The sequence below is a fragment of the Enterococcus rivorum genome (assembly GCF_001742285.1).
Taxonomy (GTDB): domain Bacteria; phylum Bacillota; class Bacilli; order Lactobacillales; family Enterococcaceae; genus Enterococcus_L; species Enterococcus_L rivorum.
Window position 1 is genome coordinate 1 of record NZ_MIEK01000042.1, and the last position, 20,244, is coordinate 20,244.

The 20,244-nt window shown below is 34.8% G+C and carries 18 protein-coding genes; 4 read left to right on the top strand and 14 right to left on the bottom strand.

Annotated features, from left to right (window positions below; translation table 11 throughout):
- Positions 1-478: 478 nt before the first annotated feature.
- The 13 genes from lepB to BCR26_RS13065 all read right to left on the bottom strand — a co-directional run bounded on the left by lepB (position 479) and on the right by BCR26_RS13065 (position 14,542).
- Entirely contained in the window at positions 479-1,105 is a 627-nt protein-coding gene (lepB, locus tag BCR26_RS13010) for a signal peptidase I (protein WP_069699430.1), read from the bottom strand.
- Between the two features lie 9 nt (positions 1,106-1,114).
- Positions 1,115-1,801: a hypothetical protein gene (locus BCR26_RS13015; RefSeq protein WP_211272306.1), complete on the bottom strand. Its 687-nt coding sequence runs from the start codon at positions 1,799-1,801 to the stop codon at positions 1,115-1,117.
- Between the two features lie 11 nt (positions 1,802-1,812).
- Entirely contained in the window at positions 1,813-2,976 is a 1,164-nt protein-coding gene (locus tag BCR26_RS13020) for a WxLIP family cell surface protein (RefSeq protein ID WP_069699432.1), read from the bottom strand.
- 121 nt (positions 2,977-3,097) lie between these two features.
- Complete coding sequence (locus BCR26_RS13025) at positions 3,098-3,844, bottom strand: WxL domain-containing protein (RefSeq protein ID WP_069699433.1); 747 nt, start codon at positions 3,842-3,844, stop codon at positions 3,098-3,100.
- A 93-nt stretch (positions 3,845-3,937) separates the two neighbouring features.
- Positions 3,938-4,738 carry a WxL domain-containing protein gene (locus tag BCR26_RS13030; protein WP_084387138.1) on the bottom strand — a complete coding sequence of 267 codons (801 nt, stop codon included), beginning with the start codon at positions 4,736-4,738 and terminating at the stop codon, positions 3,938-3,940.
- Positions 4,735-5,070: an EF2685/EF0750 family sortase-dependent surface protein gene (locus BCR26_RS13035; RefSeq protein ID WP_069699434.1), complete on the bottom strand. Its 336-nt coding sequence runs from the start codon at positions 5,068-5,070 to the stop codon at positions 4,735-4,737. Before BCR26_RS13035 ends, BCR26_RS13030 begins: the two co-directional genes overlap by 4 nt.
- 13 nt (positions 5,071-5,083) lie before the next feature.
- Entirely contained in the window at positions 5,084-7,453 is a 2,370-nt protein-coding gene (locus BCR26_RS13040) for a WxL domain-containing protein (protein ID WP_069699435.1), read from the bottom strand.
- 92 nt (positions 7,454-7,545) lie between these two features.
- Complete coding sequence (locus BCR26_RS13045; protein WP_069699436.1) at positions 7,546-8,883, bottom strand: pectate lyase-like adhesive domain-containing protein; 1,338 nt, start codon at positions 8,881-8,883, stop codon at positions 7,546-7,548.
- 203 nt (positions 8,884-9,086) lie between these two features.
- Positions 9,087-9,779 carry a winged helix-turn-helix domain-containing protein gene (locus BCR26_RS13050; RefSeq protein ID WP_169818891.1) on the bottom strand — a complete coding sequence of 231 codons (693 nt, stop codon included), beginning with the start codon at positions 9,777-9,779 and terminating at the stop codon, positions 9,087-9,089.
- 399 nt (positions 9,780-10,178) lie between these two features.
- Positions 10,179-11,306 carry a tyrosine-type recombinase/integrase gene (locus tag BCR26_RS13055; RefSeq protein ID WP_069699437.1) on the bottom strand — a complete coding sequence of 376 codons (1,128 nt, stop codon included), beginning with the start codon at positions 11,304-11,306 and terminating at the stop codon, positions 10,179-10,181.
- 473 nt (positions 11,307-11,779) lie between these two features.
- Positions 11,780-11,911, bottom strand: coding sequence for a FeoB-associated Cys-rich membrane protein (locus tag BCR26_RS18365; protein ID WP_139124952.1), 132 nt, complete (start codon positions 11,909-11,911; stop codon positions 11,780-11,782).
- Between the two features lie 4 nt (positions 11,912-11,915).
- On the bottom strand, positions 11,916-14,069 hold the full coding sequence (feoB, locus tag BCR26_RS13060; protein WP_069699438.1) for a ferrous iron transport protein B: 2,154 nt from the start codon (positions 14,067-14,069) through the stop codon (positions 11,916-11,918).
- Entirely contained in the window at positions 14,066-14,542 is a 477-nt protein-coding gene (locus BCR26_RS13065) for a FeoA family protein (RefSeq protein WP_069699439.1), read from the bottom strand. The genes feoB and BCR26_RS13065 overlap by 4 nt, the downstream gene beginning before the upstream one ends.
- Before the next feature lie 415 nt (positions 14,543-14,957).
- On the opposite strand from BCR26_RS13065, the gene nrdH reads away from it, so the two are divergent.
- The 4 genes from nrdH to nrdF all read left to right on the top strand — a co-directional run bounded on the left by nrdH (position 14,958) and on the right by nrdF (position 18,797).
- Positions 14,958-15,182, top strand: a complete 225-nt coding sequence (nrdH, locus tag BCR26_RS13070; protein ID WP_069699440.1) for a glutaredoxin-like protein NrdH — start codon at positions 14,958-14,960, stop codon at positions 15,180-15,182.
- A gap of 1 nt (position 15,183) precedes the next feature.
- Complete coding sequence (gene nrdI, locus BCR26_RS13075; protein WP_069699441.1) at positions 15,184-15,561, top strand: class Ib ribonucleoside-diphosphate reductase assembly flavoprotein NrdI; 378 nt, start codon at positions 15,184-15,186, stop codon at positions 15,559-15,561.
- Complete coding sequence (nrdE, locus tag BCR26_RS13080) at positions 15,542-17,701, top strand: class 1b ribonucleoside-diphosphate reductase subunit alpha (RefSeq protein WP_069699446.1); 2,160 nt, start codon at positions 15,542-15,544, stop codon at positions 17,699-17,701. The genes nrdI and nrdE overlap by 20 nt, the downstream gene beginning before the upstream one ends.
- Positions 17,702-17,834: 133 nt before the next feature.
- Positions 17,835-18,797, top strand: coding sequence for a class 1b ribonucleoside-diphosphate reductase subunit beta (gene nrdF / locus BCR26_RS13085; RefSeq protein WP_069699442.1), 963 nt, complete (start codon positions 17,835-17,837; stop codon positions 18,795-18,797).
- 70 nt (positions 18,798-18,867) lie between these two features.
- Here nrdF and BCR26_RS13090 read toward each other — a convergent pair whose 3' ends face one another.
- Positions 18,868-19,989 (bottom strand): AI-2E family transporter, encoded by a 1,122-nt coding sequence (locus tag BCR26_RS13090; RefSeq protein ID WP_069699443.1) that lies wholly within the window; start codon positions 19,987-19,989, stop codon positions 18,868-18,870.
- Positions 19,990-20,244: the final 255 nt, after the last annotated feature.

The following is a 20,244-nucleotide window of genomic DNA, read 5'->3' on the forward strand; positions in this document are numbered from 1 at the left end:
TATACCAAGAAAATCATTAAAGTATCAGACACCATTAGAGGTATTTTTGAGTTACGTAAATGATAAGCATTTGTCCAGCTTAATTTGACAAATCAAAAATATTTAAATTTTGTAACTCAGAACTACAAAATTTCTGAGTTACTTTTTTGGATTTCATCAACATTTTTTATAAAAAAAGGATAGCTTGAATTCTACTGTTAATCAGCTAAAGCCAATCAACAGTAGAATTCAAGCTATCCATCCTAACTATTCAAAAAATTTTATTATTAATCTTCTGATTGAATTTAAAATCAATATTTCTAGCGTATTCCAATCAGAAATACCACAATATTTATGCCTATTAGCTCCTTCTTCCTTATTAAGAAAGAAGGAGTACCTAGTAATAATCCTCTCAATAAGTATTTCCTTTGATAATTTATTCGCTTTCTCTTTTTTAATGCAGTCTTAAACGACTAATTTTTTGAGAACAATTGTATTTCTAAAACAAGACAAACTCATTAATAGGCCAATACCTTGCTACCACTTTTCCCATAATATTTTTTTGAGGAACGAGTCCGTAATGACGACTGTCAGTTGCATAGGGGCGATTATCTCCTAACACTAAATAGAATTTATCAGGTATTACGCCATCCTTATTTAATAGCATACTAGATAAATTTTCTGTATAGTTTTTGCCAGAAGCTTGACTACTATTAATTTCACTAACCAAAAAATTTTCGTCTACCACTTCATCATTAATATACAATAGGTCCTCTCTATAAAGAATTTTTTCTCCTGGGCTACCAATCAAGCGGCGAATTTGTATCGGCTTACCAGGATTCTTGATCGCCAACAGGTCAAATCGCTGCCAGCTACTTTTTTTACTAATAATAACTTTATCCTCTTCTTTCAAAGTGGGCGACATCGCCAATCCCGTCATTGAAATAAATTGAAAATAATACATCGTAATCGCTATAAGGATTAGCAAGGAAAAAACGATTGCTAATGATAAATCTTTGAGTAAATGGATATTTCTATTTTTTATTTGATGTTTCGTCGGTGAATGGCGACGTTGTTTATTATACGCCCCGTTATGTTGCCGCTGTTTAACATACTTTCCCTTCATTCGTCACGCTCACTTACTTTCCTTAAAATGTGACTTATCGATTTTATAAAATGACATAACAGCTTGTTCATTCTGGCTGACTTTCTTTGTATCTGTTAAATAATCTTGCAGAAGATCAGGATTATCATAAAAACTACCTACTTGAGCACTACCATTGATCCCCAATTCTTTTAACGAAGTATAGTATCGATTGAGAATCGCTTGTCCTTCCGTTGTATTAACTTTACTGGCTTGTTTTAATCCCACACTAGCAATATTAGAGGTCAAGATACGTATATTAGATTCAAATTTTTCTTTTTCTATCGTTTGTTCACTCACTTGTTGTAATTGGTTTTCTAAATCTAATAAATAGAAATGAGCTTTGCTTATGACACTACCATCAGCTGTTGTCAAATGCGTTCCTTGATAATTAGAAAGAAATAGCGTTCCTGCAAAACCTGCACCTGATATAACACTCAAAAAAACAAACCATCTTAAGTATCTTTTCTTACGACTCATTAATATTCGATGCTGTTTTTTTTGCATCCGTCGCCTCTTTTTACGGCGAAATTTCTTCGCTAATAATTGTCTAATTTTATGTAATTGATAGAGGTAAAGGATTAGAGCAAGCAGAGCCCCCAATACTAAAAGTACTACTAGAATTGTCCCTCCTATATAGATCATTTCTAATGTCATCGTATCCCATCCTCTAATCATTTTTATTGTCTTTATTTTTTATTTTTTGTTTTTTTACTGGTTCTTGGGGACGCTTTTGCTTTAGTTCCACTTTTTTTATTTATATTTCTAGGGCTTGATTTTGTCTTTCTTTTATTCTTTTGTTTCGCTTTTCGAACAAAGCTAATTAGGGCGAAAATAGCTGCAATCAAGGCAATTATACCAACAATAGTCATTACAATCAGTTTCGTATCTATCCCTTTTTCTGACACTAAACCGACGTCTCGTTCATTAAACTTATCCGCTTCTTTATCAGTAATTTTAAACGCTTCTTCCCATGTCCATTTTTTCTCCCCTGACTTGACTAGAATATTCGCAATGTACTCTCCAGATTCCATAGCCTCACCATTCATACTAACTGGAAAGTCAAGAAATGTATTTGGTGCCATCGTCATCATCGTTTGTTTCCGCTCAAATAATACCGCTTCGCTCCCTTTCTTTTTAAGCTGGACTTCAACTGTCATTTCTCTAACATAGGTTGCAACGACATTAGAAAAATTTACATATATCGTATTTCGATAATTGCTTTGCCCTGCTTTCACACTATTTAATTCTAATTCAGGTTGTAGCGTGTTATCTTTTTCTTGCAATAGAACTGGGATTACATAGGCATACTCATTAATAATCTGAGAGCCGCCTTTCCCCGCTTCTTCTTTTTGGTTCGTTCGCATTAACTGGATACCACCTGCAATGCTACCTTCAAAGCTTGTTGCCGGCATAGTCACTTTCACTTCTAACGTCTTAGATGTTTTCGGCTCTAAAACAACTTCATCTGGCCCTGTTGCCAATTTCTCAAAAGGAAAAGCTAATGATTTATCATTTTTTATAGTGGATGTCCCATATTCTACAACACCATTTTGATTTGTCTTAGCTCCATTGATATCAACACCAACAACTACTTTTTCATCTGTTGGATTCGTTAAAATAATCTCAAGATTTTGTTTTGTATTTGGTGCGAGATTTAGCTTAAAGTAACCTAAATCTTTTTCAATTTGGTTATCCGGGAAAATTATCTGATAGCTGAATCCTGTCGCTCCAGCATAATCAGCTGACTCTCCCCCAGTAGCTTCAACAATTGAAACTCCGATGATCAGATTGAAAAAAAGTACCAACATCATTCCAATCACCGTTCGTCGATTACTATATTTTAAGGCCATCTGCTCTTCACTCTTTCTATTTTTCTTCTATTTCTCACAAGTAAACAATAATAAAGTTGACGAGCTCTGGCCCGCCAACTTTATTAAACCATTTAGTAAAAAGTATTAACCAAGTTAAGCTTTATACTTCTGGTACAATTTTCCATAATACTTTAGCAGTATAGGTATCAGTAGCCATACTTGACGCTGTTGCTAATGGAACTGTTAACTCAACAGATTTATCATCTGTTGAAGTTCTAGAATCTCCATAAGCCAACGCATACGTTCCTTTCCCTTGTTTTGCAGCTTTAGTTGCTGTAATAACCGTTGTTGCAGTACCATCTTCACCAATTGTAAGTGTTGTTCCAGGCATAGTCGGTTTAACGTTTGTATTTTCTGCTGCTGCTACGAAGAAGCCATTTTTATATTGGATGGTTGCGCCAGTTAATTTATTTGTAGCGGTTGCCCCAGTAAATTGTTGTGACATTGAAGCTGTGATTGTGTAACCATAAGTTTCGTTTGCACGAATATCTGACCAACCAACAACCGCTCCACGTTTACCATCTGTTACTGCCACTGGTTTAGCAAATTTTGTGATTACTTTATTAGAAGTTGAAATTGTATCAAAATCCAAGTTAGTCACTTTTTGTATGATAATCGATCCACGATCTGGGTTTTCTGTCACGTCACCTGGATCAGTTGGTGTAAATGGTTCTTCTGGTTTTTCAGGATCGGGAATAGGATCCGTTCCAGTTAAAGTCCCTTCGTCTACAGTTACCGTTCCTTTTCCATTTAATTCTTTAGCGTCCGCAAAAGCTGTTGTTCCTCCAACTAAAGATGCTCCTAAAGCCGCTACTAATGCTGCTGCACAAATTTTGTTCACTTTCATCTGTTATTTCCTCCTATTTTTTATCTATTAAGAAAACTTAGAATGCTTCTAAGTAAACTCCGTACTAAATTTTCAAATCTGCTTCATTGCTTATTAAGGCATGTCACCTAAAATCCATGTTAATTTTGTTTTATATTTTTGCGGTTTAATCGTTACCTTTTCAGGAATATCCAGCTTTATTGCCGAATTACTGTGAGCCTGTTTATTAACACGACTATCCATTACCGCTTGACCTTTATCATCAATTAAAGGCTCCAGTGTATTTTTTTGATTGTTATTATTTGTTGCAGATGCACCAAAGGCAATCGTCCAAACACCTCGACCAGTATTTGGTTTAGCCGTAGCTAATTCATAGGCCGTATCAAAATTTTGAATCGCAATCGTGTTTCTTGTAACTGTTGGTGCCAGACTATTCCCTAAAGAATTAGCCCAAGCTTGATCTAATGATAAGACTGCACCTTTTAATTCACTTGAAGTAGCCTCTGTATCACCTGTAAATTGAGAATTTTGTTTCACTTGAATTGACCAACCTGTGCTAACAGTCCGCTGATCTGTTATTTGAATGTAGCTACCTCTCGGCTCTGTATCATCTAAAAACTGATGTGCTAAAGCCTTATAACTGCGTTTCTTAGCATCAATTTTTACACGTCCGAACTCAACAGAAGAGACATAATCAATCCGTAAGTCTCCCTTAGTTGATGGTACTTCACCCGGATTGACTGGTTTTTCTGGCTTCTCTGGATCAACAATTATAGAACTATCATTCCCTGGAACTTTAACGGTACCATTCGTTTCTAAACTGGTACTTTCAGCCGTGACAACATCAGCCGATAGCATAACACCTAAAACTAATAAGCCACTTATGATAAACTTGCTTTTAATATAATTTCTCAAGTTTTCTCCCTCGCTTTCAATCGGCGTGTGGCTAATACTCCAACTAAGAGGAGTAAGCTAGCACCTAAAAGAATGAAAATTGAGCTACCATAGCTATCATTAGTTTTTGGTAAGCTGCCTGGTTTCGAAGTTGCAGTGTTTGGTAACTCTCTTGACGTTGTATTCGTTGTTGAGTCTGTTCCTACAGTTTCTTCATAAAATTCAATATTAAAGTTGGTCGTCACTTGACCACCATTTTCCTCTGCAGCTAAGCCTATTATTCCGCCACTAAAAGCTGCCAAACAAAATACAAATGCCATCATAGCTAAGAAGTAAACTGCTTTTTTTATCATCTTTCCCCTCCTCCTATGGTTGGCCTGGCAGAACTTTCCAAAGAATGGTGCCTGTATAATCCCCTGAGAATACATTGACATTTCCATCTAATTGTAGTTTTACCCCTTCTGAATTTTGCGTACTTCCCCAGCTATCACTAACTTTGTATGTTCCAGGGAGTTTAGCTTGGCTTTCAAAAACAATCTGAGCACTATCACCTAATATTTTGTCGTCTTGACCTCTGCGATAACGTAATGTATTTTCTAAAACTTTTCCCTCACTATTCTTCATTTTCTCTGTTAAAGTTGCTGTTAAATACCAGCCATCAGTGGTTGCTCCACGGGTGTCTTTTACTTCAAGAGCTTCTGCATATTGAGGATTATCCACTCGCTTTGTTTTTGCATCATACGTTAACCGACCAAAATCAATTACTTTGGGCGCTGACGATAAAATTAATTGACCAGAAAAGATATAAGTGACCGTCATTTCAGAATTTGTCACGTTGAAGTTATTTTCTCCAGTCGGCCTAGTTTTGATAACATAACCATCAGAGTTTACTTTTTCAATCGCCTTATTGATCGAATCAATGCTTGTTAAGTCAATGACATCACCAACACCATAACTTGTCAGCTTAATTGGATTGTGAAGGGAAATTGGTGACGAATCATCGTTCACGAACAGAACGTTTACTTCGGCAGCCACACTACCAACCGTTAAAGTCACGGGAACTTCTGTCACAACGCCTTTTGCGGAAGTCAAGATCACAACTAGATTGACTTGATTACCGACATTTAATACAGTGGTATCTGGTAGTGGTGATTTATAGGTAGCAGTAACTGGCTGGTCTAAGGGATTATCAGTGTCTACTGCTAATTCATATCCTGCCTGCATTACATCCCCAGCATCAGGATAAACTTCTAAAATTGATTTTCTAAAAGGAATAGTCAAATTTTCACGACTTTTACCTGTAGGCACACCTTCATAAAGCACCTTCGCTTTTGACTGATTTTCTACTACTTCTGAAGTGAGCGTCTTATCAAAAAGAGTTTTATAGGTATAATGAGCTGATGTTTTTGGTCCACCCAGTTCAAAGGTCATATGACCATCATCCTCACCACCTACTTGATAACCATATGCCTTTTTATCGAATTTAAAAGCTGCATTCGGTTTGGCTGTTATTTTGATATCAAAAACCTTTCCGTTAAATGCATCTGAAGTTGAATCTTTTGCAGTTAATACAGCATTTGATCCTGTTGTGTCAATAGTGAATAGTGTGGAAATATCTACTGTTGACCCATATTCATAGACTCTGATTGATTCGATATCATAGTAACTTGGAACTTCTGTCTTCAACTCAAATGTAGTATTTCTATTCTCCTTAGTATTGTCAGCAATACTTTGTAAGATAGAATAGTATATCTTCTTATATTCTCCATCTGTATGCACAGCTGAATTTTTTAAACCATAAACAATCGGTGTTGCTGGTGCTATTCTTGCAATCGATTCTGTCGAATACATAATTCCCATAGCCCCAATATCACCATAACCATAGAACTCCATGCCTATATCGTAGCGTTGTTGGCTGAATAGGTGTGTCAATCGACCTTCAGGATGGTTCATTTCATAAGAACCACTCGCCATCTCAAAATTCCCATTCTCCAATTTATAGCCTATTTCACTAATATCTCTGACATACATGGAATCAAATGTAGAACTGGCGTATGGAATTGAAGCCTTTTTCATAATATTGATGTTATTGAAATTCCAAGCACCTTTTAAATTTAGCGGTTTTCCTGTGTCATGATCAAAAAACTCATAATGATATGATGCTTTATCCCCTTGCGAAAAGTCTTCTTCATGAGAATAGACACCTGAACCTGCCATGAGATAGAATTCATTCCAAGTATTTCCCTGTCCAGGGAGATTACTGTTGCTTTTCTTTTCACTATCTTCTACAGCAAAAAACCTAAAAAACGGGTAGGTCCCATCCTTTTTTTTCTTAAACTCTAATTTGTCTACAACAAATTTCAAATCCACACTTCGACCATTGTACAGCCCAGCATTTTTAATCCAAGCACCTTGTTCACCTACAGCATCTGGGCTATAGCGATAGACTTTCGTTTTACTACCTGTATAGCCATTATCAATTATCGGATTGCCAATAGGTACATAGGTCACATACTGGGTCAGTTTAAACATAAATCCATAATCTCCATCAATTTCAGCATTTGAACCTGACGCACCGACTTTATTTATTCCAGGAGCTGTTCTTATATCTGTATACCCTGGTAAAGGGGCTGCAACAATCGGATTGCTTGTCATCTTCTGATTATAATAAAAGCCTGTCACAATAAGAGAAAGTAACATAATAAAGGAAATAGACATTTTTTTAAATTTACTCAATAGTTGTCCTCCTTTCTCTAAATTTAGTAACTTTCAAGAGAAACAAGTTAACTTGTCTCTCTCAAAAGCTGTCTTAAATGAAATAAAGCGACTTAATTCAATCCACCTAAAAGTGAAATTTTGCCATAATTTTCCATTCTAAATTGAGGAGATAAGTCTCCGTTAATCCCTAATGTTTTACTGTCAACACACTTACCAAAATTAACTGAAAAATTACGCGTTGTAAAAGTTGAAACTGGCTCTTCTAAATAGTCTCCGCCAACTTGACTCCACGTTTTTACACGAGAAACGTTTACTGCATTAATCGTTGTATTCGTCGCATAAAACAGTTTTGAATTAGGACGTTTATTCGCTATTTCAAAGTTCTTTGGAGCGTTTAGATTAAATATGGCTCCTTTATATTCACTTTCTACAACTGCTTTAGTGCTATCGCCAGTGATTACTAGTTCAGCCGTACGATCAACGTTTACTGTTGATCCATAGTATTGTAATTTCATCGTTGCATAGTTTCCACCACCACGACCATTAAAATAAACACGACTTCTTGCTGCTAAATTAAGAGATGGTTGTTTATTAATATAATCAGCACGCGGAATAAATTGGAAAGCTACACCAGCTGCATCTACATCTAATACTGCGCCAACGCCAACATCTACTTTTTGAACTTTGTCATAAAAGACTGGATAGTAATAGTTCACTTTGCTTTGAGGTCCAATTTTTACGTTTACGTTTGCACCATCACCGATTTTCACTTCACCTGTTGCTTTGCCCTTAATTAACGCACCATTAAAATAAAAAGCAGAGAATTGACCATGATCTTTGTTTGCTGCTATCCCATTGTAAACAGTTCCTGGAAGAAATTCTAAATCATGAACCCACGCATTTTCTGCACGAGTATTAATGGTATTTGTACCTGCAAAGGTTAGTTTTCCTTCACTTAAATGAACAAAACGTGCTCCTTTGTAAGTTACATTTTCAGCATAAACATCCCATCCATAGCTAGAAGGGCCATTTCCAGAACCACCAGTGAAGAACCGTCCGCAACCATCATCTCCAACGATATTTACGTTCTTAATCGATACTGTATTAGTTCCTTTGGTATTTTGTTTCCCATAGATAGAATTGATAGATGAGTTTATAACTACACCTTTATCAGCATTTCCATTAATTGTTAAATCACGATTGGGAATATTTGTGATATTTTTTCTAAACTGAATACTTTGATTTACATTAATTGTTGTCACACTAGGATTCTGCAATGCCGCTTCAAATTCTGCAATCGTTGATACTTCTGCAGTATCAATTCCTGCTGCTTCAGCAATAATTGTTTGCTCTGTTAATGATAATGGGGCAGTTAAAGCCACCATACCTAATGCACATGTTGCCGCAATGACAAATAACCCTTTTTCTAAAATTTTTATTTTTTTCAATCTTTTTTCCTCCTAAATTTCATTTTTTAGCGAAACAAGCAGAATCTCTCCCTCCTTTCTAGAGAAAGAATTTTTTATAATCTTCCTACCCTGTTTCGCAGATTATTCTATGGTTAATTAATCTATTTCTCATTTTTCTCCTCCTTACTTTCCAGACTTAACATAGAATTTTTTTTCTTACTAAAAGTTTAAATTAATCAATTTTAGAGCTTCAAAACATACCCTTTAGAACGGACTGTTTTGATATACTCCTTGCTATCTTTAGTTGGTTGTATCTTCTTTCTAAGATGAAAAATTAAGTTACAAATCCGATACTTCAACTCGTGACAATCACCAGTCCAAATTTTTTGATATAGTTCTTCATAACTAACTACTTTTTGTTTATTTGCATACAGATATTCAATCACTTTATACTCTAGCTTTGTTAAGCTAATCTCTTCACCACTTTCAATAAGTACACTAAAATTCTGTGGAATTAGTTTAAAAGTCGATTTCTCTTGGTTTAGCATTTTTTTATTTACAAATTGAGGGAAGTAATGTCGATTGATGGCATTTTTTAGTATTAATGATAGTTCCTCCCAATTATCCGTATGATCTATTACACCATCGGCACCCAGTTTCAAATAAACAATTCTATTCTTTCTGACTATTACGTCTGGATGAGCTAAAATCCAAACAAGAATATTAGATCTTTTTCTAACATTCATCAGCATTTCACAGACTTGGTTAATATCGCTAGGTTTACTTTCTTCTAGAAGTAGAACATCCAACTGTTCAATCTTATTAAAATGCTCCTCCGTTATCGAATGAATTTTGTAGTGTTTTTTTTCTATTCCCTTGCCGTGCTCACTATTATCCTTTTCTTCCGATAATGAAAAGTAGCCAATGTTATACATTTTTGCCTCCTCCTTAAATAGAAAGTATTCTCCGTTATTTAGATTCATAATTTTTTTCTAATTCGAAACAAACAATGCGGCAATTAGACATGTTTTAAAGTATAATTAATTGCGTTTCACTAAAAATTCAATCACACTATTTGCTGATAAAATTAGTTTGCTTTTCTATCTCTTGATTGTTAACTAATGCACAATATACTATTCGATATTGCTGCAAAAAAATTCCCATCGCTTTTCTTAGATGTAGCAGTTAGAAGAAAAGAAGGGTTTTTTGTCCGTCACATGTGCTTTTTAAAGTACCTTGACCATTTATATGACGGCTTAAAAACAAAAAAATATTTGGAATAATGCTCATCGAGCGTTACTCCAAATATTTGATATATCGTTCATTTTTTTACTTTACACTGAGATCATTGGTGGTTTTCCAAGTAATCCATCAATCACATAAATCGCATTTTTACGGCTCTCCCACATGGAATCTGTATATGTATCTAGAGTCAATTTTATGGATGAATGCCCTAGTAGTTTACTAAGTGTAGCGATATCGATTCCTTGTTCTACACATCTGGTTGCAAACGTATGTCGTAAAGCATGAAACTGAATTTTGTCCACATTCGCTTTAGATAAAACTTTTTTAAAGCGATAGCTGATAACTCGAGGTTCTGCAAAGCTATTTTTACATGAAATCACATAGTCTGATACACTCTCTTCTTTTTTCTTCAATAGATATTCCTTTAAATTTCCAGCAATTGGAATGGTCCGTTTCGAAGCTTTTGTCTTTGGTTCTCCAAAAATCAATCTTGTTTTTTCACCCTTTTTTTCTGGTGGTACTCTGTATAGTGTCTTTTTCACTAAAATAATATTCTTTTCAAAATCAACATCTTCCCACCTTAATGCACTAATTTCGCCGATTCGCATGCCAGTATACAGTGCTAGGATAACCGCAGAGCAACCTTTTTCTTCTAGCGAAATCATTTCTAACTTATGCTGATTAGCTCTACTTAAGGCTCTGATTATTCTCTTATCTTCGGACTTTAAAACCAAATCTTTACATGGATCAGACAAAATGTAATTCTCTGAAAACGCACGATTCATCGCACCTTTTAGAACCATAAAAATAGAACGAACAGTGGAACTAGAGAGTTCTAAAGTATATAGATAGAATAAGAACCTTTCTACATCAGTCTTCTTTAAGTAAATCAATTTTTTATTCCCAAGAAAAGGAATAATATACATGTCCATTCTAGCCTGATAACTTAAATAGGTAGAAACCTTGATCCTTTGTCTCATAAAAATGTTTAACCAGTAGTTCAGCCATTCAGCTAAAGTCCCATCGTAAAGGGATATCCCTTCTTGAGGTTTAGCATATCGGACCTGAAATTCGGCCAAACGTTTTTTTACGATTGAGTACTTTTTTCCATAAATATACCCGTAAATAATTCTTCCTTGCTCATTCCTTGCTTTTATATAGCGACCTTCCCAGCGACCATCCTTTCTTTTATAAATGTTTTCTCCTTTTTTACTCATGGCTACTCTTCCTCCAAAATATAGAAATTGACGGCTTATTTGACGGCTCAAAAATATGACTGGTTTCTCTTAACCCATCACATTTTAAAAATTCAAATCACAAATAGCACAAAATTTGGTTATATTTTATTTTTCTTCGCGCATTTACCCCCTTTTTCTCACTTTTTTCAGATAAAACACAAAAAAGTGATAGAGGAAATTGCTTTTCGCTATAGACTCCTCTTCTTTTTTCAGATAAAATTAAATAATAAAGATAAGAAAAAAATATATTATAGTTATAAATATTATTCTATCATTTTTTTTCTGCTAACTGCTACATTTAAGAAGAATTTTTATTTATATATTTTTCCTTATTTCCCCAAATTTTTGAAAAAAATCAATTAATACTTAATCAGTTACTAATTAAATGTTATTCTAAAAAAAAGCTCACTATGAATGAACAAGATTGTTTCATCCATAATGAGCTTTCTTTTCTATTTTGTTTGTTCTTTTTTTACTGGACATGTAGTATGGCAATCCGTACAACTTTTCCCTTTTTTTATTCGAGAATAGACAATATATCCAGCTCCACCAAATATTAGTGTGCTTAAAATAATCGTAGCCATCTACTCACCCTCTCTCTAATGATGCTATTGTCACAACTGCTTCAGATTTCATTTTTGTTTTTCTTAATAATAGATATAAGATTACACCTGCTAATGCCACTGCTAAATAGGTTCCAAAGTCAATTCTTCCTTGCTCAAAGATGACATGCCCTAGTTGATAAATAATGAAACTAACTACATAAGCTAGCCCACATTGGTAAGCAATTGCTCCCATTGTCCATTTCGTGTCCCCCATCTCACGGCTGATAGCACCAATTGCTGCAAAGCATGGGGCACAAAGCAAATTAAAGACTAGAAAAGAGTATGCTGCAACAGATGTAAAAGCCCCTTGTAACGCAGACCAAACTTCTACTCCATTCTCAGAGACTTCACCTACATGCCCAAACAAAATACCAAAAGTACTAATCACATTTTCTTTTGCAACCAAACCAGTAATCGTAGCCACGGTACCTTGCCAGTTACCCCAACCTAGAGGTGCAAAAATCGGAGCAATGATTTTGCCAACGGTTGCCAACATACTTTGTTCGCCCAATGTTTCTTGTAGCGTAAAACTATAAGAAGATGTAAACCAGATAATAATACTAGAAACAAAAATAATTGTTCCTGCATTTTTGGCAAAAGATTTACTGCGATCATAAGCATGACGTAACACACTTCTAATTTGAGGCATATGGTAAGCAGGTAATTCCATAATAAATGGTGCAGGATCTCCAGAAAAAATCTTTGTCTTTTTTAAGCCAATTCCTGACAACACAATCGCACTAATCCCTAAAAAATAGGCTGAAGGAGAAACCCAACTACTATTTGGAAAAAATGCACCTGCAATTAATGCAATGATTGGTAGTTTGGCTGAACAAGGCATGAAAGTTGTTACCATGATTGTCATCCGTCGATCTTTTTCATTTTCAATCGTTCTGCTTGCCATGACTCCAGGCACCCCACAACCGGTTGAGATCAACATTGGAATAAATGATTTCCCTGATAAGCCAAATTTTCGAAACAAACGATCCATAACAAAAGCAATTCGTGCCATATAGCCACAATCTTCTAAAAAGCCTAAGCATAGGAATAAAACAGCTAATTGTGGTAAGAAGCCTAAAACCGCTCCAACTCCTGCAATAATTCCATCCAAAATCAAGCTTTGTAGCCAAGATGCTACTTGCCAACTTTCTAATAAAGCACTGACCGTTGTGGGAATCATTTGACCAAATAATTCTTCATTTACCCAATCCGTCGCCATTACCCCTACCGTTTGAATAGATAAGTAGTAAACAAGCCACATAACGAATGCAAAAATAGGCAACGCCAACCAACGATTCGTTACAATCCGATCAATTTTATCACTATTGCTAAAGGTTACCTCTTTTTTTTCAATCGAACAAAGAGCGGTCAAACGAGTAATAAATTCATAGCGCTCATTAATTAAAATAGACTCACTATCATCGTTAAAAATTTTTTCAGCAATTTCTATGACTTCTTCAATTTCTGAGCGTTGCACGTTGCTTAAATTTAACTCTTCTAAAACTCTAGCATCTCTTTCAAAAAGTTTAACACTGTACCAACGAACTTGATTGTCTATGACACTACTTCCCAAGATGTCCTTAATCTCATTTAAAGCTGCTTCTAAGCGACTATCGTACGTTGGATAGCTAACTTCTAATGGATAGGTTTCAGTGGTCTTGATAGACTTTTTAACCACTTCATCCAAACCACGATTCTTTAGCGCACTAATGCCAACAACGTCTACACCTAAACCATAAGCAAGCTTATCAATATTGATTTTCTTTCCTGTTTTATCTAAAATATCCATCATGTTTAATCCAACTACAACAGGAATTCCTGTTTCCATTAATTGGGTTGTCAAATAGAGATTTCTTTCTAAATTGGTTGCATCTACAATATTTAAAATTACATCTGGCTTTCCTTTCAGCAGGTAATCTCTAGCGACTACTTCTTCTGGTGTGTAAGGAGATAAGGAATAAATACCTGGTAAATCTTGGATTGTAATGTTTTTTTCTTTCTTTAACTTTCCTTCTTTACGCTCAACAGTTACTCCAGGCCAATTCCCTACATATTGGTTGGAACCAGTCAACGCATTAAAAGCTGTGGTTTTCCCACTATTGGGATTTCCTGTTAACGCAATGTGACACTCCTTCATTCCTTCCACCCTTCTTTCTCCACTAGCACTAATTCCGCTTCATTTTTTCTCAAGGTCAATTCATAGCCTCGAAGATTAATTTCAATTGGATCACCTAACGGAGCCATTTTGCGAACCAAAATCTCTACCCCTTTAGTTAACCCCATATCCATTAGGCGACGTTTAATTGCTCCTTTACCATGAATACCGACAACTTTTGCTTTTTCTCCGATAGATAATTGATCCAAAGAAACCCAATTTTCTTCTTTGGTTGTTCTTTCTATAATAATTATTTGTCTCAAAATTGATAGACTAATGGCAATCCTACTATTATGTAGCAATACGATACCGTTTTCATTTGATTGGTTGACTAGAACCACTTTTCCACCAGGCACTAGCCCAAGGTTATTTAGATGCTTCTTTGCCACTTCATCTGATCGAATCTCTTCTATTGTATAGACCTTATTTAATTTAGCTTCTGCCAATGTAAACATTGTGACCCTCCCATGTGAAAAAGTTTCATTATCATCCTCATTGAAATTGATAATCGTTCTCATTAAGAATACCTTTTTAACCATTTAAAGTCAATCATATTTCCCATTTTCTCTAAAATCTTCTATTAGTAGAACTAGAGGCTCATTCTAGTGTTCTTTTTCTTTTCAAGCACTATATCTTGTATCTACAAAATAAAATTTCCCACTTCAAAATTTTTATTTTCTTCTTTTATAAACAAATTCCCAACGCTTTTATGGTGGAAACTCATGACCTTACTTGTTTTCATATTTCTTTCAAAAACACAAAGAGTGGTAGTAAGAAAAAAAATAACCACAAGATGTAGTGTCTAAGTGTTGACTTTTTTTTTAATAGATTTATACTAGTGTTTGTAGATAAATTCAGGAGGTAAGAAAAATGAATGTAAAAATCTTTTCTAAAAATAATTGTATGCAATGTAATATGGTAAAACGTTTTTTGAGCGAAAATAACATTGTATTTGAGGAAGTAAATATAGATAATCAACCCGATGCTGTAGATTGGTTAAAATCACAAGGATACCAAAGTGTTCCCGTTATCACTTCAGACGCTAAAACTGTTGTTGGATTCCGTCCTGACCAATTGAAACAACTGGCTTGTTAAGATGAAACTTGTCTATTTTTCAGTAACTGGACAAACGAGACGCTTCATTAACAAATTGGGTTTGCCTGCTTATGAGATTGAGCCTGCGAATCCTTTTTTTGAGATAAATGAACCTTATATTCTAGTCGTTCCTACCTATGATCTTGATATAACCGAGGTAGTGAATGACTTTCTTGACTACAATAGTAATAAAATCAATTTAAAAGCGGTCGCTGGTGGCGGTAACCGTAACTTTGCTGATTTATTTATTTTTACAGCAAAAGATATTGCCCGTGATTATGAAGTGCCCCTCGTTTTTTCCTTTGAGTTCAGCGGAACGAATGAAGATGTGGAATCCTTTAAGAAAGTAGTGAGTGAATTTGAGTCTAAAAGAAATTAAAGATGTTAGTTATTTTAAACTAAATAATGAAATTAATCGCCCTGTTGATGGTCAAATCCCTTTACACAAAGACAAAGAAGCTTTAACAGCCTTTTTCAAAGAAAATGTTCTTCCCAACACCAAGAAATTCAATTCAATAGTAGAAAAAATTACCTTTTTTGTAGAGAATGACTATCTAGAAACAGAATTCCTAGAAAAGTATTCTATGTCATTTATCGAAAAACTTTATACTTTTTTAGATGAACAACATTTCCAATTTGGTTCTTTTATGGCTGCTTACAAATTTTATTCTCAATACGCATTGAAAAATAACGAAGGTACAGAATATCTAGAAAGTTATGAAGACCGCGTGGCTTTCAATGCGCTTTATTTTGCAGATGGAAATGAAAAACTTGCTTTAACACTAGCAGATGAAATGATCCATCAGCGTTACCAAACGGCTACCCCTTCATTCTTAAATGCAGGAAGAAAACGACGTGGCGAACTTGTTTCTTGTTTCCTAATCCAAGTTACTGACGATATGAATAGCATCGGTCGTTCTATCAATTCAGCGTTACAATTGTCTCGAATTGGTGGAGGTGTTGGAATTACACTTTCTAACTTACGTGAAGCTGGGTCTCCAATTAAAGGTTATGAAGGTGCTGCAAGCGGCGTCGTTCCAGTAATGAAATTATTTGAAGATAGCTTTAGTTACTCAAACCAATTAGGCCAGCGCCAAGGTGCAGGCGTTGTTTACTTAAACGTCTTCCATCCAGATATCGAAATGTTCCTTTCCTCCAAGAAAGAAAATGCGGATGAAAAAATCCGTGTAAAAACTCTCTCTTTAGGTATTATTGTTCCTGATAAATTTTATGAGTTAGCTCGTAAAAATGAAGAAATGTACTTGTTTAGCCCATACAGTGTAGAGCGTGAATATGGCGTTCCATTCTCTTACGTTGACATTACAGAAGAATACGATAACTTAGTGGCTAATCCAAATATCCGTAAACGTAAAATCAAAGCTCGTGATTTAGAAAATGAAATTTCAAAACTTCAACAAGAATCAGGTTACCCTTACATTATCAATATTGATACGGCAAATAAAAGTAATCCAATTGATGGAAAAATTATTATGAGTAACCTTTGCTCTGAAATCTTACAAGTTCAAACACCTTCTAAATTAAATGGTAAACAAGAATATGAAGTCCTAGGAACAGATATTAGCTGTAACTTAGGTTCAACAAATATTGTAAACTTAATGGACAGTCCTGATTTCGGTAAATCTGTTCGAGCAATGACACGTGCGCTAACTTTTGTTACGGATGCTTCTGATATTGATGTGGTTCCTTCCATTCAAAATGGAAATCGTTTAAGTCATACCATTGGACTTGGTGCAATGGGCTTGCATACCTTCTTTGCAAAAAATCATATGGAGTATGGTTCTGCAGACTCTCTTGATTTTACTAATACGTATTTCACACTATTAAACTATTGGACACTTATGGAAAGTAACACTATTGCCAAAGAATACAACAAAGTCTTTCATAACTTTGAAAAATCTGATTATGCAGACGGTTCTTATTTTGATAAATACATCGAAGGTGATTTTACTCCTCAATCTGAGAAAGTGAAAGAACTCTTTAAAGATATTTTCGTGCCAACATCTGAAGATTGGAAACAACTACAAGAAGCTGTGAAGAAAGATGGTCTATATCATCAAAACCGTCTAGCTGTAGCACCAAATGGCTCTATTTCTTATATTAATGATACCAGTGCTAGTATTCACCCAATTACTCGTTTAATTGAAGAACGTCAAGAGAAAAAAATCGGGAAAATTTATTATCCGGCTCCTTATTTAGCCAACGATACAATTCCTTACTATACTTCTGCTTATGATATGGACATGCGAAAAGTGATTGATGTTTATGCCACAGCACAGCAGCACGTAGATCAAGGAATGAGTTTAACATTGTTTATGCGCTCTGAAATTCCAGAAGGTCTTTACGAATGGAAAGATACTTCAAAACAAACTACTAGAGATTTAAACATTTTGCGTCATTATGCCTTCCATAAAGGGGTTAAATCTATTTATTATGTACGTACCTTTACAGACGATGCAGAAGAAATCGGCAGCAATCAATGTGAAAGCTGTGTTATCTAAAAAATTTATTGAATAAGGCGGTCGTCTTATCGGTCGCCTTGTCTCTTATTGATAGCGAATAAATGAGCAATCTTTTGGTAAAAGAAAACAAACACAATGTCTGTTATACCACCTGATTAGAGGAGGAAAAAAAGTGGCAACTTATTATGAAGCAATTAACTGGAACGCCATTGAAGATGTGATTGATAAATCAACTTGGGAAAAATTAACAGAGCAATTCTGGCTAGATACACGAATTCCTTTATCTAACGATTTGGATGATTGGAGAACTTTATCTGAGCTAGAAAAGACAACGGTTGGTTACGTTTTCGGCGGCCTGACTTTACTGGATACAGTTCAGTCAGAAAGTGGAATGGAACAGCTTAGAAATGATGTTCGAACTCCCCATGAAGAAGCGGTACTAAATAATATTCAATTTATGGAATCCGTTCACGCAAAAAGCTATTCTTCTATCTTTAGTACTTTAAACACAAAAAAAGAAATCGATGATATTTTCGAATGGACAAACACCAATGTCTATCTACAAAAAAAGGCTGAAACCATTAATGAAATTTATAAAAATGGCACCCCTTTAGAAAAAAAAGTGGCTAGTGTCTTTTTAGAAACCTTCCTTTTTTACTCTGGTTTTTATACACCCTTGTATTATCTTGGAAACAATAAATTGCCAAACGTTGCTGAAATCATTAAATTGATTATTCGTGATGAATCTGTCCATGGTACCTACATTGGCTACAAATTCCAACTAGGCTATAACGAATTACCTGAACAAGAGCAGGAAGACTTAAAAAATTGGATGTATAACCTTCTATACGAACTTTATGAAAACGAAGAAAGATATACTGAAGAGCTTTACGATGAATTAGGCTGGACAGAAGAAGTAAAAACGTTCTTACGATACAATGCGAATAAAGCGTTGATGAATTTAGGAATGGAACCTCTATTCCCAGATACCGCAAACGATGTAAACCCAATTGTAATGAATGGTATTTCTACAGGTACCAGTAACCATGATTTCTTCTCCCAAGTAGGGAATGGTTATTTACTAGGAACAGTGGAAGCTATGAAAGACGACGATTATTTAATCGGTTTAGATTAATAAGAAAAAAGATCGAATTTGCAGAGGATTACTCAAATTGCAAATTCGATCTTTTTATTCTAAAAGTAAATCACTCTAATTCTTCAATTTCCTCTTTGAGCTCGTGGCTTTCCTTTTTTAACAAATAAATTTTTCTGATGTTAAGGATTAGTGTGCGTACTACACCATACACAGGAATACAAATCAGCATACCAATGACACCAGCAACACTCCCCGAAGCAATCAGCAATAGAATAATTGTTACTGGGTGAATATTTAATGATTTACTCATCAACAAGGGCTTAATTAAGTTGCCATCTAGTTGCTGAATAATCAGAATTGAAATCGCCATATACAGAGCCTGCCACGGAGAAACAAACAATCCTACTAAAACAGCTGGCACTGCTCCTATAAAAGGTCCTACATAAGGAATAATATTAGTGACACCACAAAATACAGCTAATAACAGTCCATAGGGTTGCTTAAAAATAGTCATCGCAATAAAACTTAATATCCCAATAATTAAGGCATCCAAGATCGTACTACTAATATAGGCAGATAAAGTCTCATTCATCTCTCTAACCGTTTGTCGCAACTCCTTACGAATACTTTTTGGAAAAAAATTAGACATCGAATCCAAAAATTTATGCCCATCTTTAAACATAAATAAAAGAATAAATGGAACTGTAAAAAGTAAGACAAAAAATCGCATCAATACAGACACAATTTTAGATAAGCTACTAGTCACACCTACAATCGCAATATTTAAAATATTACTAATCGTAATGTTCGCCTTATCAAACTGTTCTTGAAGATTAATCCCTTTTAATTCATCCATTCTACTTAAATCTAATAACCATGTATTAAGTTTATCTGCATAAACAGGGATTGATTGGCTTAACTGAACAGACTGATTCACTAATTGTGGCACGACATTCATTACCACTAAAGCAATCAAAATAATTAGCACTAAAAATGATAAGATAAAGCCAACTAAACGTGGAACTTTTCTTTTTTCTAAAAAAACAACAATTGGGTCAAACATATAGTACAAAAATCCAGCAATCAGTAACGGCATAAACACTGCTGAAATCATTCTCAAAACTGGACTAAATATATTAGGCATCTGTAACATAAAATACACACCAATAATTGTCACTACGATTTCTACTGTCCAAAATAATAATTTTGACTTTTTAAACATTGCTCCCATACAAAACCTCCCTATCTACTTTCTTTATTTTATCATTATTTTCTGAACCAGAAGCAACTAAAATTTATTCTTTCCATATTTTTAAGTAAATTGCCTCTAAATTTATTATTCCCCATCTCAAAAGTGCTACTTCTACTACAAAAAAAAGAGAAGAAAAGTGTAGTGCGCCCCTTAAGTTGGACCAGAAAATCTAACTTAAGGGGCTTTTTATAGTGGCTAAATATGATTATGACTTTAAAAAATTAGTTGTTGAAG